This is a genomic window from Maribacter sp. ACAM166, assembly GCF_005771495.1.
In the GTDB taxonomy this organism is placed as follows: domain Bacteria; phylum Bacteroidota; class Bacteroidia; order Flavobacteriales; family Flavobacteriaceae; genus Maribacter.
In genome coordinates, this window is the sequence record NZ_VAUW01000006.1 from 1 (window position 1) to 15,627 (window position 15,627).

General features: G+C 36.3%; 11 protein-coding genes. 9 read left to right on the plus strand and 2 right to left on the minus strand.

Annotation, left to right across the window (positions count from 1 at the left end; all coding sequences use genetic code 11):
• Positions 1-104 precede the first annotated feature (104 nt).
• Positions 105-1,937, minus strand: a complete 1,833-nt coding sequence (locus tag ES765_RS06435; protein WP_138112417.1) for a cation:proton antiporter — start codon at positions 1,935-1,937, stop codon at positions 105-107.
• 115 nt (positions 1,938-2,052) lie between these two features.
• On the opposite strand from ES765_RS06435, the gene ES765_RS06440 reads away from it, so the two are divergent.
• The 9 genes from ES765_RS06440 to ES765_RS06480 all read left to right on the plus strand — a co-directional run bounded on the left by ES765_RS06440 (position 2,053) and on the right by ES765_RS06480 (position 14,717).
• Positions 2,053-2,943 carry a universal stress protein gene (locus tag ES765_RS06440; RefSeq protein WP_138112419.1) on the plus strand — a complete coding sequence of 297 codons (891 nt, stop codon included), beginning with the start codon at positions 2,053-2,055 and terminating at the stop codon, positions 2,941-2,943.
• Positions 2,940-5,162 (plus strand): SulP family inorganic anion transporter, encoded by a 2,223-nt coding sequence (locus ES765_RS06445; RefSeq protein WP_138112421.1) that lies wholly within the window; start codon positions 2,940-2,942, stop codon positions 5,160-5,162. Before ES765_RS06440 ends, ES765_RS06445 begins: the two co-directional genes overlap by 4 nt.
• 538 nt (positions 5,163-5,700) lie before the next feature.
• A complete protein-coding gene (locus ES765_RS06450) occupies positions 5,701-7,647 on the plus strand; it encodes an ATP-binding protein (protein WP_138112423.1) in 1,947 nt (648 codons plus the stop codon).
• Positions 7,628-8,047, plus strand: a complete 420-nt coding sequence (locus tag ES765_RS06455; protein WP_138112425.1) for a response regulator — start codon at positions 7,628-7,630, stop codon at positions 8,045-8,047. The genes ES765_RS06450 and ES765_RS06455 overlap by 20 nt, the downstream gene beginning before the upstream one ends.
• 169 nt (positions 8,048-8,216) lie before the next feature.
• The gene (locus tag ES765_RS06460) at positions 8,217-9,077 is read left to right on the plus strand and encodes an MBL fold metallo-hydrolase (protein ID WP_138112427.1); all 861 of its coding nucleotides are present in this window, start codon (positions 8,217-8,219) and stop codon (positions 9,075-9,077) included.
• 55 nt (positions 9,078-9,132) lie between these two features.
• Positions 9,133-10,782, plus strand: a complete 1,650-nt coding sequence (locus ES765_RS06465; RefSeq protein ID WP_138112429.1) for a S8 family peptidase — start codon at positions 9,133-9,135, stop codon at positions 10,780-10,782.
• A gap of 16 nt (positions 10,783-10,798) precedes the next feature.
• Positions 10,799-12,652: a M1 family metallopeptidase gene (locus ES765_RS06470; RefSeq protein WP_138112431.1), complete on the plus strand. Its 1,854-nt coding sequence runs from the start codon at positions 10,799-10,801 to the stop codon at positions 12,650-12,652.
• Between the two features lie 72 nt (positions 12,653-12,724).
• Complete coding sequence (gene rnpA / locus ES765_RS06475; RefSeq protein ID WP_138112433.1) at positions 12,725-13,108, plus strand: ribonuclease P protein component; 384 nt, start codon at positions 12,725-12,727, stop codon at positions 13,106-13,108.
• Positions 13,089-14,717, plus strand: a complete 1,629-nt coding sequence (locus ES765_RS06480; RefSeq protein WP_138112435.1) for a S41 family peptidase — start codon at positions 13,089-13,091, stop codon at positions 14,715-14,717. The genes rnpA and ES765_RS06480 overlap by 20 nt, the downstream gene beginning before the upstream one ends.
• Positions 14,718-14,752: 35 nt before the next feature.
• Here ES765_RS06480 and ES765_RS06485 read toward each other — a convergent pair whose 3' ends face one another.
• Positions 14,753-15,625: a DUF1080 domain-containing protein gene (locus ES765_RS06485; RefSeq protein ID WP_138112437.1), complete on the minus strand. Its 873-nt coding sequence runs from the start codon at positions 15,623-15,625 to the stop codon at positions 14,753-14,755.
• Between the last annotated feature and the right edge of the window lie 2 nt (positions 15,626-15,627).

A 15,627-nucleotide genomic window follows, 5' to 3' on the forward strand; every position in this document is an offset into this window, starting at 1 on the left:
CTTTGGTAATTTCTTGGTGAATATTATCTCAGGCCTTATTGCATATAGCTTCTTGCCCAAGAAACCTAGCATCAAATATCAAACCGTTAAAACAAATCAACTAGTTATGTTTTAATCGAACTCAGGTTTTTACCCAAATAGGCTAGTTTGTAGCCTTCCTGTATATCTGTGAATTCTTTGCTGAATGCTGTTATAATATGAATATCGCCATCAGTGTCTTTAAGAAATAAGGGGACGATGTCAGCGTCGGCCTTTGTGATTTCTATCAAACCTTCATAATGCTCTGTATCATGAAGTTCAATTTCATGTATCGCCGGATACTTTCTAGCAGCTTCCGTCAGTTTTATGAAATCATCGGTATGGGAAAATAAACCTTCTTTCGGATTATTTTCAGGATCTCCCATTTCATCGGCATCCACCAATCTAAAAGAACCATTTTCTCCAAATGCACTTTGAAATTTATTAATGGCATATTTATTAATATCAGAGTTGCCAGTCAATGCCATTAAATACCCAATGTCATTAAGTTCTATATTATCTGTCAAACTATCGGAATAAATATTGGCTGAAATTGCTTCTAAGCCCAGTTTATTCGCCTTGTCAATATTTGATTGATTATTATCAATCAACACCACATGCCTAGCGTTTTGATGTAAATAGTTGCCGATAAGCCTAGATGCTTTTGAGGCGCCCAGAATTAAAATTCCCTCTGATTTGTTCAGAAATACGCCAACCAGTTTAGCGAACATACGAGCAGTAGTGGCGTTCAATAGAACGGTACCCAGCACAATCATAAACACCAAAGGGGTAATATACTCAGCACCCGGTTCACCTTTAGATAATAGCTTAGAACCAAATAGAGAAGCTATACCTGCTGCAACGATACCTCTAGGGCCAACCCAACTAATAAATAGTTTTTCGTTAAACTTTAAATTAGAGCCCATTGAACTAAGGAAAACTCCAAGCGGCCTTATTAATAAGACAATGGATAAAAATAAAGCCACCGTTTTCCATGTATATATTAATTCAAGATCTGCAATATTGATATTGGCTGCAAGTAAAATGAATAATATTGAAATTAGTAGAATACTCAATGATTCCTTAAAGTAGAGTAGCTCTTTAATATTGGGTAAATTGGTATTCCCCATGACCATCCCCATGACCACAACGGCCAACAGTCCAGATTCATGCGCGAAAACATCTGACATTACGAACACGCCCAACACCACTGAAAGTGTGACTACGTTCAATAAATAATGTGGAATAAAGTTCTTTTTAATTAAAAAAGTAAGGGCATGGGCAAAGGTGAAGCCGAATGTAAACCCAAACAATAAAATTTTTCCGAATTCAATCAATGCCGTCACCGTATATGCCTGTCCTTCTCCTACGCTGATAAACTCGTATACCAAAACGGCTGCCAACGCGCCAATGGGGTCAATAAGAATTCCTTCCCATTTTAGAATGGCCGAAACATCCTTTTTAAGTGGAATATTTCGTAGAATGGGCGTAATTACCGTTGGCCCTGTAACGATAATCAATGCCGAGAACAAGAAACATAGTTGCCAAGAAAGACCGAACAGAAAATAAGCTGCCAATGCGGCACCAAAAAACGTAGTGACACTTCCTAGTGTGATTAATTTAGTAATCACTGGGCCAATACTGCTTATCTCAGAACGCTTAAGGGTCAATCCGCCTTCAAATAATATGATACTTATGGCAAGTGACACAAAATAATACAGACTGTCCCCCGGAAAGAGACCTTTTTCCCCATTCCAAATTGGCTCTATGATTTTAGAACCATCTACCGTATAAAGCGTAGAAAATGGCCCTACCAATAAACCAATAAGTATCAAAGGTAATATGGCAGGCAGTTTTAAACGCCACGCCACCCATTGAGCGAGTATTCCCAAAATAATAATTCCAGCAAGCTCTAGCATATTATTTTTTTGTTAAAAATAACAATTATACAGGATTAAATACCATAAATTTTTAATCTAAACCATGCATTTTAACCAAGTGAAATAGCAAGCCTGTTTTCCATCTTATAATTAAATGTTATCTTGGAACGCACAACCCTATATTACACATCTTATCAAGCTATATAAATCAATTTTATTCGGATTTGCCTTTTCCCCTTCGCTTAGGATAAATATCCTTGAAACTACCCGTATCGCTAATTTTCTAGATTGTAAGTTGATTTTATTGCATGTTGGAACAAAAACTCCGGCGAAATCAGAGAAAATCAATACCATAATTTCACAAACCGAACACGCAAACCTTTCCATAACTATACTTTGGGAAGAAGGAAACCCAGAATCAGTCATTACAGAAGCCTGCTTAAATTTAAAGATTGATCTCTTAATTTTAGGCGCTTTACAACGTGAAAATAAGTTTCAGTTTTACTTAGGTTCTATAGCCAGAAAGCTGACGCGTAAGGTTAACTGTTCGGTTCTTTTGTTGATAAAACCTTCTGATAAAAGAGTGCCATGTAAACATGTTGTCGTTAATGGACTTGATGCTCCAGAAACTGCTATGGCAATAGAGCATGCCTTTTACTTTTCTAATTTATTGGGGGCACAACAAATTACGATTGTAGAGGAAATTCTAACCAAAGAAATTCAAGTTACCGTTGAGGATGACCGTTCCTTAAAAAAAGCGAATATTATTAAACAACGTTTACGGCAAAGAGAAGAGTCTAGGGTCAAAAACATTGTTGAAGCACTACCTGTCGATATTACCAAAAACCTCAAAGTAAAGACCCAAAGTATTTTTGGAAAAAGAGGCTATTCAATAGGGCATTACGCAGAGGTAGTTAGGGCCGATCTTTTAGTATTGAACGCCCCTGTAAAGTCTGGTATTTGGGACCGTATTTTTCCGCATGATATTGAATATATATTATCTGATTTACCAACCGATTTATTAATTGTTAGAAAGCAAATTTGAGCGCTAAAAAAAAGAAAACCGCTACGTTTTTAGGTACGCTGCCCAAGAATTTATTTTCTGGTTTCGTGGTGTCTTTAATAGCCCTTCCCTTAGGGCTCGGACTGGCTTTAGCGAGCGAGGCCCCTCCTATATCCGGTATTATTGCTGCAGTGGTTGGCGGCGTAGTAGTTTCGCTTTTAGGTGGCTCGAATGTCACCATTACTGGACCAGGGAATGGAATGGTGATTGTGTTATTGAGTGCAATTACAACTTTAGGCGCAGGTAATATGTATGAAGGTTATCTTTTTACGTTAGCTGCAGTTGTATTTTCCGGTATCTTAATGCTTATCCTTGGGTTTCTTAAAATGGGCCGACTGGCAGATTTCTTTCCGGCATCTGCTATTGAGGGTATGCTGGCGGCCATAGGCTTAGGCATACTAGCCAAACAGTTTCATATTATGATCGGTCATAATAACGAGCAAGGTAGTATCGTTCACTTATTGTTACAAATACCAGAAGGCATTCTTGGCCTATATAATAATTATCATTTAGAACAGCTAATTGCCGCAATTATCGGGCTGATCGCTCTACTGATCATGGCAAATTATTCTAAGATCAGAAATAAGTATTTACATCTTATTCCCGCCCCAATGTGGATATTGATTTTAACTGTGACCTTCAGTTATGTTTTTGATTGGATAGACGTGCCCTATCCCTTACAGGGTGAGTTTTTGGTCAATATTCCAGATAACATCCTGTCTAATTTAGCCTTTCCTAATTTTTCAAAAGTGCTTAAATTAGAATTTATAGTGGCTGTTTTCTCTATCACCCTTATCGCTAGCATCGAATCATTATTAAGCATAAAAGCAGTAGACAAGCTTGATCCTGAGCGTAGAAGATCTAATGTAAATAAAGACCTTAAAGCTCTTGGTCTCGCCACTACACTTAGTGGTTTAGTAGGTGGTTTGAACGTAGTCACGGTGATTGCGAGAAGCTCCGTTAATGTAAACAACGGAGCGACCAATAAATCTGCTAATTTTTTTCATGCCCTTTTCCTAATTATATTTGTGCTCCTTTTTCAAGATCAATTAAAACGAATACCGTTGGCTGCTTTAGCTGCGATTTTAGTATATACTGGTTACAAGCTTGCTACACCGAAGAACATTAGAAAAATTGCCCGAATCGGTAAAGAACAGATTATCATTTTTACAGTAACCCTACTAACGACCTTATTTACAAATCTGATAACCGGTATAGCAATTGGGATTGTAATGACCTTCTTAATTCACGTTGCGCTTAATAAGAGTATTTTATTGTTCGTAAATAATTTGGTAAAGCCCAATATATTAATGTTCAAAGAAAAGGATGGAGGTAATTATTACATCAGCGTAAAGTACTTCTCTAGTTTTCTTAACTTTTATAGATTAAAGAATAAATTGGATATTATTCCGGAAAATGAAAATGTAATACTTGATTTTTCATTATGCAATTTTGTAGACCACACCGTAATGGAAGGCCTAGAGAATTATGTGGACAACTTTACTAAAAAAGAGGGAAGTATTGAATTAATTGGGCTCGATAAGCATGGTGCAGATTCCAAACATCCATTTGCAATTCGTAAATTGTTGCCATTGGCCAAACTTGGGCCTATTCAGAAATATTTCACCAAAAGACAGGGTCTTTTGAAAGTTATGGCCAAAGAATACAACTGGTCGTATATGCCAAATCGATCTAATAAAACTAAATTTTTAAATAAGTTCATTTTCTTTAGAACGAGAAAAGTCCCTTTTTTCTATAACAGCTTTTACGACGAAACAAAAACGTTTCATCTATTTGATGTGGAGTTTAGTGAGGGTGAATTCATTGCGCGCGAAGTAGTAAAGGCAACGATATTACATATAAAGCTAAAGCAACCAATGCCAGTATTTACATTGGATAAGGAAGGGCTTTTAGATTTCATATATGGTATGGCAGGTTTTAAAGACATTCAATTGGAAAATCATCCCGATTTTAACAAACGCTTTTTCTTAAGTGGTGAAGATCAATCTGAAATTCAAAATCTGTTTACTGACGAATTGATATTGTTTTTAGAAAGCAACCCGTATTACCACGTTGAAACAAACGGGAATTCTATTATGATTTTAAAGAAAGAGCGCCTTTTAAGTGTTAAAGAAATTAAAGCAATGCTTTATTTTGGAAAACAATTAAACCTACTGTTGAATCAAAATAGTACCGCTTAAAACTTGTATAATACAATACGTATTAATTTAAACCAACTCCTCATTCTACTGACACAGTAACTCTAGAGTATCTATTTATTTGGTGTTCTTAATAGGGTATTGGGTAGGGGTCAATATTAATATAAGTACCATTAAAATTAGTTATAAATCAAAATACTGTGTTGCCTATTCGTTCAATTAGACATGCTATTTTTAATATCTATTTAGGGGTGACATTGTTAAAAGATAAAGGTAATCCTACAAGATAATAAGAGAAAACTTAGCTTTATACGTGTCTTTTCTTAAATTTGTTAAAAATTGCCAATTTTATGTTTAGTCCCCTGGTAATATTTAATTCAGCATACATCAGCTATTAATATTTAATCATGGTTCTCCTTGACAAAATGTACTGTATCAATTTTAGTATAAAAAAGGCATGTACAAATTAAATTTAGTTAGGCAAATAATGGAGATTAATACGGTTTATTGTCTTGCCTACTTATACATAATTCAAATTATATGAATGCTGCCCTAACTTCTAATTGCAAAAATTCATATAGTGCTTAAAACTAAACAACCCTCTTTTTTCAAAAAACCACTAACTGCAGGTGTTCTGGTGTTTATTTTGGTATGTATTATTACTCAGGTAATTAGCTATCAGAGATTTCAACTATTGCAGAAAACTGAACAACAAGAGGTCAATGAAAGAGTCTTAAGCTTAAAAGAGGATTTACAGAATGTGCTTGGACAAAGTTTTATGGCGACAAAAACCTTGTCGTTTATTGTGGAAAACTATGGTATTCCCCATGATTTTGACCGCATTGCTCAATTATTATTAAGCAGCAATAAAAATATTGAAGCTTTAGAGCTTGCTAATAGCCAAGGTGTTATTACCCATGTGTATCCATCAAGGGATAATGATGTTTTAGGTTTTAATATCCTACAAGATTCCATAAGTAGGTACGCAGCGCTCACAACAGTTAAAAGAAAAGATTATTTTACGGCGGGTCCGTTTCACTTAAAACAAGGGGGTGCGGGTTTTGTGGGTCGTACACCATTATTCAGCGCAGGTGACTTCGCTGGTTTTGCTTCTGCAATTGTACGTTTACCCACAATTATAAGTGCCGTACAAATAGATTCTTTAAGTGATACTCAATTTTCCTATCAATTGGCTAAAATCAATCCTGATCAATCGGAAGATGTCTTTTACCGTTCTAATGAAATTTCAATTAAAGATGCTATTAAAGTGCCCCTGACCACAAGTCAAGGGGAATGGAAGCTTTATGTCATCTCTAATCAAACACCACCATATTCAACAATTCTTATCTTTTCCTTTTTGGGACTACTACTTGCTATTGTTTGTGGTGTTCTTGTTTGGTTTCTTGTACTTCAACCATATAGATTAAATCAATTAGTACAAGAAAAAACAGTATTGTTAAGGGAAAGCAACAACAAATTCAAATCATTGGTGGAACAAGCCTCAGACGGCATATTTCTTACAAGTCCAAAAGGTGTCATTTTAGAGGTAAATAGCAAGGGGGCTGAGATGTTGGGCTATACCTTAAATGAATTAATAGGTTTAACCTTAAAGGATATTTATGACTCCGAAGAAGTACGTTATAACCCTATTAAATTTAAGGAATTAAAAGCAGGTAAGGTTATTCTGCATGAGCGTAAAATGATTAGAAAGGATGGTAGCCATTTTTACGGAGAAGTCAATGCTAAAATGGATCTCAATGGTAATTTATTGGGCGTTTTGAGAGATAGCACTGAACGAAAAGAGGCAGAAAAAAGTTTAGAAGCTCAAAATTTAGAACTTACGAAAACTAATTCTGAACTAGATAGTTTCGTCTATAGCGCCTCACATGAACTAAGAGCTCCCCTATCTTCGGTTTTAGGACTCATAAACATCATATTATCCGAACAAAACAATCCTAATTTGGTTTTTCAAATAAATATGATGGAAAAATCGATTAAAAGATTAGATGATTTCATCAAGGATATTATAACGTACTCTCGAAATAAGCACTTAGAAATTGAGGTGAGGAATATAAAATTCAGTAATTTAATAAAAATTTCATTGGAAAATTTCTCGTATTTAGAGAATGCAAACAAAATAAATATGCATTCCAATGTCAATGATAAAGTTGATTTTGTTTCTGATAATAAGAGAATTTCAATTCTATTGAATAATTTTATATCTAATGCAATCAAGTACCATGATGTAAGTAAAGATTCCCCTTCAATTTGGATTAATATTGAAACCACAAAAAAGGAAGCTATTATAAAAATAAAGGACAATGGTCTGGGAATGGAAGAAGAGCAATTAGATAAAATTTTTGATATGTTCTACAGAATATCATCGCAAATAATGGGAACAGGTATTGGTTTATTTATAGTCAAAGAAGTATTAGCAAAATTAAAAGGCTCTATAGAAGTAGAGTCTGTATTGGGGGCGGGAACAATGTTTACCTTAAAAATACCAAATGAATCAGATAGAAAATAAAATGAATGAGGATATCAGCGTATTATTAATAGACGATTCGGATGTGGATAATTTTATCAACAAAGTCATAATTTCGAAAGAAGAATGTATTTCTAAAATCACGGTCAAGACTTCTGGCGTTGATGCTTTAGAATATTTGAATAGTATACTCGACAATCCAAAAGCGTATCCAGATATGATTTTTCTAGATATCAAAATGCCAAGAATGAACGGTTTTGAATTCTTAGATCACTATATGAAATTACCGGAAACACTAAAAGAACACTGTAAAATATTCATTCTTAGCTCCTCATTAGACCCGCTAGATTTTGAAAAGGGAAAAGAATATAGCGTGGTAAAAAAACACCTAACAAAGCCTTTGGCGCATCATCAAATTAGCGACCTGTTCGTAGAGGCTTAATGACCTCAAGGCACATGGTTTTTTATAAGTTTTACCTTTATTTTCTAATACAATAAATTGTTCTAATTTCTATACATAGGTCAAAAATCACTTTTCTGCTCCTTAGCCAAATGATAATATATTCTTAATCCAACCTAGGATTTCATACGCTTTTATTATTTTGCCCCTTATGAAAATTTATCCTGTTGAAACTGGTAATTTTAAATTAGACGGTGGTGCAATGTTCGGCGTTGTTCCAAAGACCATTTGGCAAAGAACGAACCCTGCAGATAGTCGTAATTTAATTGATATAGCCGCACGTAGCCTTTTAATTGAAGATGGTGACCGCCTTATTTTAGTAGATACTGGAATGGGAAATAAGCAATCAGATAAATTTTTTGGATACTACTATCGCTGGGGAGATTTTAATATTGATTCGTCCTTAGATAAAATTGGTTTCCATAGGGATGATATTACCGATGTTTTTTTGACTCACTTGCACTTTGACCATTGTGGCGGTGCTATTCAGTGGAACAAGGATAGAACAGGGTATGAACCCGCGTTTAAGAATGCGCGTTTCTGGTCGAATGAGAAGCATTGGAAATGGGCAACGGAACCAAACCCAAGAGAAAAAGCTTCGTTTTTAAAGGAAAACCTCATCCCTATGCAAGAAAGTGGTCAATTGAACTTTATTGACCACACAAACAAAAACTACCTTAATAATAGCCCGTTAGGTTTTGATATTCGTTTTGTTGACGGACATACTGAAAAACAAATGTTACCCCAATTTCAATATAAAGACAAGACCATTGCCTACGTAGCAGACCTTATACCTACTGTAGGCCATATTCCATTGCCTTATGTAATTGGCTACGATACTAGACCGTTGATTACAATGACAGAGAAAGAACTGTTTTTAAATCAAGCCGCTGAAAACAACTACTATCTGTTTTTTGAACATGATGCACATAACCAATTGTGTACCCTAAAACAAACGGATAAAGGTGTTCGTTTAAATCAAGTATTTACCTTTGATGAAGTTTTCAATTAATTTACGCACTACTAATATATTCACAAATAAATTTTTTATTAAAAGTTGCCCACATATGACAAATACCTATATTAAATCGTTGTTCATACTATCCTTCTCTATATTATTATTCGGCTGTGGTAGTACGAGTCCGGCAGGAGGTCGCGGATTAATTCTCACTCCCGTCGAAAACATTGATGCCACTCCATTAAAAATAACAGACCTCACTGAAGATGAAAAGAAGAATTGGGGCCATTTGGATCTGGTTGCCGACACCATACCGGGTATGAGTGTCAACAAAGCATATGATGAAATCATCAAAAATAAGAAAGGGACCAGAACCATCGTAGCTGTTTTAGATTCCGGCATCGATTTAAACCATGAAGATCTTGATGGTGTTCTTTGGACGAATACCAAAGAAAAAGCTGGCAATAATATTGATGATGATGGCAATGGTTACGTAGACGACATTCATGGATACAATTTCTTGGGAGAATCTTACAACGAACAATTAGAATATGTGCGCATGTTACGCCTTAACATCGGTGATGCAGCCACGTTATCTAAAGCAAAAGCAGAATTAGAAACAAAGTATAGCGAGGCATTACAAGGTAAACAGCAATATGAGCAAATCTTACAAGCTGTAAAAAATGCTGATACAGAGGTGAAAAAATATTTAAAAAAGGATGCATATACGAAAGAAGATTTAGCCGGCATAAAAGCAACTGATGAAACCATGCAACGAAACTTGGCGGTGTTAAATCAAATGTTCAGTATCAAAGAAACCATCCCAGAAGTTATAAAGGAATTAAATGATGGGCTTACCTACTATTCTGAACAGTTAAACTATAATTTAAATAAGAATTTTAATGGGAGAACACCTGTAGGTGATGATGCGTATGATCTTACCGATGTAAATTACGGAAACGGCAATCCAAAAAATAGGTTCGATGATGAAAGTCATGGAACGCACGTAGCCGGAATCATTGCTGCAAAACGCAATAATGGCAAAGGGGCAAATGGCGTGGCAAATAATGTTGCCATTATGAGCGTCAGAGCCGTTCCAAATGGCGATGAGTATGATAAGGATATCGCACGTGGTATTCGTTATGCCGTTGACAATGGTGCACGAGTTATAAACGGAAGCTTTGGAAAATCGTTTTCCCCAAAAGCCGAGTGGGTTTATGAAGCGATTAAATATGCTGCAGAAAAAAATGTTCTTTTCGTACATGCAGCAGGCAATGATGGTGCTAATTTAGATGACCCTAGCATCGGTAATTTTCCAAATGACCAAGTAAAGAATGGACCTGAAATTGCTGATAACGTAATTACAGTTGGAGCCTTAAACCCTAAATATGGTTCAGAGTTGGTTGCCTCCTACTCCAATTATGGCGCTATAAATGTTGATGTTTTTGCCCCTGGCACCGATATCTACTCTACGTTCCCCAACAACGAATATGAGTTTTCGCCAGGTACCTCTATGGCGGCTCCGGCGGTTGCAGGTGTAGCGGCACTGGTAATGTCACAATACCCATCATTAACAGCTGCGCAAGTAAAACAGATTATTTTACGTTCTGGTCTGCCTATAAAAACGAAAGTAATTCTTAGTGGCGATACTACTAAAAGTGCATCTTTAGATCAAATTTCAACCTCTGGAAAAATTGTAAATGCTTACAACGCATTGGTAATGGCAAGCAAGGTCGTTGCAGGACAGATTCAATTATAACATTTATACAACAAACATGACTAAATCAATATTTTCATTTTTTACAGTATTATTTACCATTGGGCTGATTGCCCAAAATAAAACAAATTACTGGCAACAACACGTAGATTATACGATGGAGGTTGACATGGATGTAGACAATTTTAAATACACCGGAACGCAAACACTGGTCTACACCAACAATTCTCCTGATGAATTAAAAAGAATTTTCTTCCATTTGTATTTCAATGCTTTTCAACCAGGAAGTGAAATGGATATACGTTTACAGACCATTGAAGATCCAGATGGTAGAATGATTACAGACAATAAAAAAAGTAGAATATCGACCCTTTCTGAAACTGAAATGGGATACTTACACGCTACTTCTCTAGTGCAAGACGGAAAAAAGGTGACATTTTCTGAAGAAGGCACTGTGTTGGTCGTAGATTTAGCTTCGCCAATACCTGCTGGTGGAAAATCAACTTTTAATATGGATTTTAAAGGTCAAGTTCCGTTGCAGGTAAGACGTTCTGGCAGAAATAGTAGTGAGGGTGTTGCGCTTTCCATGAGCCAATGGTATCCTAAACTTGCGGAATATGATTTTGAAGGGTGGCATGCAGACCCCTATATCGCTCGGGAATTTCACGGTGTTTGGGGTGATTTCGATGTGAAATTGACCTTAGATAAAGAATACACCGTTGGTGGAACGGGATACCTTCAAAATGCTGATGAAATAGGACATGGCTATGAAACACCTGGGACAAAAATTAAGAAGCAAAAAGGTAAAACATTGACTTGGCACTTTAAAGCTCCAATGGTTCATGATTTTATGTGGGCGGCAGATCCAGATTATATTCATGATATACAACAAATTCCTGATGGTCCAGAATTGCATTTTTTATACAAGAACAACCCTGAAATTTTAGAGAATTGGAAAAACCTTCAACCAAAAACGGTAGAAGCTATGGCGTTTTTCAACACGAATATTGGTCCTTATCCGTATAAGCAGTATTCTGTTATACAAGGTGGAGATGGCGGTATGGAATATGCTATGGGAACACTAATAACTGGAGAGCGAAAATTTAGCAGCCTTGTTGGGGTGATGGCGCATGAAATGGCGCATTCTTGGTTTCAACAGGTGTTAGGCACCAATGAAGCTAAACATGAATGGATGGATGAAGGCTTCACCTCATTTATTTCTACACTTTGTATGAATCACATTATGAATCAAGAAAAGAATAATCCTTTTGAAAATACGTATAAAGGGTATAGAAATTTGGCGCTATCTGGTAAAGAACAGCCGCAGTCTACTCACGCAGATCGGTATGCCCTCAATTTTGCCTACGGCATTTCTGCGTATAGCAAGGGTTCAATCTTTTTGTCACAATTAGGATATGTAATCGGTCAAGATAAATTAATGGAAACTATTCGTACATATTATGCTGATTTCAAATTAAAGCATCCGATACCCAATGATGTTAAGCGTACTGCAGAAAAAGTATCTGGAATGGAGCTAGATTGGTATTTAACCGATTGGACACAAACAACAAACACCATTGATTATGGCATAAAAGAAGTGACGGCCTCAGATACGAATACCAAGGTTACCTTAGAGCGTATTGGATTAATGCCAATGCCTATGGATATTTTGGTCGTATATACTGATGATACTAGAGAAACGTTTTACGCTCCTTTGAGAATGATGCGTGGTGAAAAAGAAAACCCATATACCGGCATTGAACGAACGGTATTGAACGATTGGCCTTGGGCATATCCTATCTATGAATTTGTGATTGACAAACCATTATCCTCAATTAAAGGAATTGTCTTAGATCCATCTCAGTTAATGGCAGACGTTAATTTGGAGAACAATGTTTGGCAGGCAGAGTAATTTCAACGTGTAAATCTTTAGGTGGTAATACCTCTTTTAAAGAGGTGAATTCTTCATAATAATTCTTTTAGAATGGACAAATCCTTCGGTAAAAAGGAAAAACTTAAGAGCAAAATACGCATCACGCAATTATTTGATGAGGGAAAAGGTGTTTCAAGTTTTCCATTGAAGTTGATTTATATGCCTGTTCAGCAAAAATCGATTTCTATACAAGCCGGTGTAACTGTTTCTAAACGTAATTTTAAAAGTGCCGTCGACAGAAACAGGATTAAACGCTTGCTGCGAGAGTCCTACCGACTTAATAAAGCGCTAGTTTTTAACAATACAGATGCCAACTTTGCGTTTCTATTTTTATACCTTGGTAAGGATATGCCCTCCTTTGAGCTCGTAGATCAGAAAATGAAGCTCGTATTGAACAAATTTAAGCTCCAGATTGATGAAAAAAATAGTGCGTAAAAAAGTTCTTATCCCTATTATAGCGGTGGTATTTCTATTTATTGGGAGTAGTTATAAAAGTGACTTTTTTGAAATAGCAAAGCAAATAGAAATCTTTACCACGCTGTTCAAAGAATTGAACATGAACTATGTGGATGAGACCAATCCTGCAGAATTAATGGACACCGCCATTAAAAATATGCTAGAAGAATTAGATCCTTATACTAAATTCTTAAATGAACAAGATGTTGAATCTTATAGAATTAATAATGCAGGTGAATATTCTGGTATCGGTGCTCTAGTTCGTTCTTACGATGATAAATTATTGATTGTTGAGCCTCACGAAGGCTACCCAGCAGATAAAGCAGGCTTAAAGGCTGGAGACGAAATCATTCAAATTGGGAATATAAAAGTGGCTGATTTTGAGAATAATGCTAGCGAACTTTTAAAAGGTGCAAACGGTTCAACTGTGAGCGTAACGTATAAAAGACAAGGCAAGCTAAGTACTACTTCTATCACCCGTGAAGGGATTGAGGTAGATGCAGTTCCTTTCTTTAAAATGATTGATGCTAAAACAGGATACATTGTATTGGCAAAATTCAACGCTAAAGCAACAGAACAAACCAAATCTGCATTATTGGACCTTAAAGGAAAAGGAGCGGAAAAAATCATATTAGACCTTAGGGGAAATCCGGGAGGGTTGCTTTCAGAAGCCATTAATGTAACCAACCTGTTCGTGCCAAAGGGGGAATTAGTGGTTACTACAAAATCGAAAGTCAAAAAATTCAACCGTGAATACCATACCAACAATCAACCTGTAGACGAAGAAATTCCTTTGGTGGTTTTGGTAAATGGCAGTAGTGCCTCAGCTAGTGAAATTGTATCGGGTAGCCTTCAAGATTTAGATAGAGCTGTTATCATGGGCGCACGGAGTTTTGGCAAGGGCTTAGTTCAGCGTCCACTAAAGTTAACCTATGGAACGCAATTAAAAGTTACCATTTCAAGATACTATACCGCTTCTGGTCGTTGTATACAAGCTTTAGATTATTGGAATAGGGATGAAGGTGGCAATGCCGTTCGAAATACACAGTTCAATGATTTCTTTACACGTAACGGTAGAAAGGTACAAGACGGTGGTGGTATTCTACCAGACATAGAGGTGGCAACCTCCAAAACCAATGACCTTACCTTAGCGCTGCTTCAGAATAATGTAATCTTTGATTACGCTACTAATTATCATTACAAGAATACTTATGAAACTGTAACAGATTTCAAATTTACCGATACAGATTTCAATGCCTTTAAAAACTACGTAAAGCAAAGTGAGTTTTCTTTTGAGACCAAGGCAGAAAAGGCCATAAAGAAAGCACTTTCAGGTAGTGAAAATGATTTTTTAGGAACAGATGTAAAGGATAGTTACAAAACGCTTTTGGCCAATATAGAAAAGGGCAAACTAAATGCCCTTGACAAGTATCAGAGTGAAATTCAAAAAAACCTGGAGGATGAAATTGTAAAACGATACTTCTACAGAGATGGCTTATACCAGTACTATTTAAATAATGACGATGCTATACTTGCTGCAGCCGAATTGTTGGGTAATCAATCTAAGTATAGTGCTATTCTAAAATAATACTGCCTGCCATTACAAGGTTTATACCGTGTTTATCAATAAATACATGATTCTAAATCTGAAGTCATAAAATGAGCTTTATAATTTTTGGCCTTAGGGTCCGTACATCCTCTTAAATTTCTTATTTTTATATTTCTAAAATCAATAGGCTGCCCTTCGCTCTGTAATGCAATCAGTCCCTCTCTCAATGGCTTGCCATCTACTTTTATATTGGGGTCAAACCCATTTACTACACCTCCACCAATTTGTGGTTTGGTGTATTGTAATACCGTTTTTCCATTTACAATATGGGTAATCAACGAGTCATGTAGCACAATTAACTCTGCCGTAACCCACTGATCGCCAAAATAGGTATCTGAACTAGAGTTTATACAGTGCCTAGGGTCTATTTTGCCTTCGTAGACCACGTCTGTGCCAGGAGAGCACATATTGCCTGTGGGGCGTTCCTTCCCTTCTTCAATTCCTGCTAAAAATTGCATTTCTACACTGATAGGCCAATCTTGTTCCTTGAGCATCGTCTTCGGGTCTTGTGAATGAAACATGATACCGCTATTTTTCATGGTATAGTCTGGGGCGCCAGGATGTTGCTCTCCAACAAATCTATATTGCATAGTTAAATGAAAATCAGAAAAAGGTTGGTTGTAATATAGATGTGAAAAACGTTCATTAAACTGGCCTTCATATTGATCATAGCGTACCTTAATCATTTCATCCTCTGCCCTAAATGTATCTCCATGATTGTCTCCCACTTCATAATGATGGATTTTTGTGGTCCATCCGCTTAAGTCCTCTCCATTGAACATAGCCACCCAATCGTCTTCTGTTTGTTGAGAGTTTGATACCCCGCAGCCCATTAAAAAAAGTAATGCTGTAGAAAAGAAACTCGTTCTTAGAAATAGTGCTTTCATTT

Bases quoted from the DNA above. Each gene is read 5' to 3' on its own strand.
- ES765_RS06435 (WP_138112417.1), bottom strand. From the start codon at position 1,937: ATGCTAGAGCTTGCTGGAATTATTATTTTGGGAATACTCGCTCAATGG.
- ES765_RS06440 (WP_138112419.1), top strand. From the start codon at position 2,053: ATGTTATCTTGGAACGCACAACCCTATATTACACATCTTATCAAGCTA.
- ES765_RS06455 (WP_138112425.1), top strand. From the start codon at position 7,628: ATGAATCAGATAGAAAATAAAATGAATGAGGATATCAGCGTATTATTA.
- ES765_RS06460 (WP_138112427.1), top strand. From the start codon at position 8,217: ATGAAAATTTATCCTGTTGAAACTGGTAATTTTAAATTAGACGGTGGT.
- ES765_RS06465 (WP_138112429.1), top strand. From the start codon at position 9,133: ATGACAAATACCTATATTAAATCGTTGTTCATACTATCCTTCTCTATA.
- ES765_RS06470 (WP_138112431.1), top strand. From the start codon at position 10,799: ATGACTAAATCAATATTTTCATTTTTTACAGTATTATTTACCATTGGG.
- rnpA (WP_138112433.1), top strand. From the start codon at position 12,725: ATGGACAAATCCTTCGGTAAAAAGGAAAAACTTAAGAGCAAAATACGC.
- ES765_RS06480 (WP_138112435.1), top strand. From the start codon at position 13,089: ATGAAAAAAATAGTGCGTAAAAAAGTTCTTATCCCTATTATAGCGGTG.
- ES765_RS06485 (WP_138112437.1), bottom strand. From the start codon at position 15,625: ATGAAAGCACTATTTCTAAGAACGAGTTTCTTTTCTACAGCATTACTT.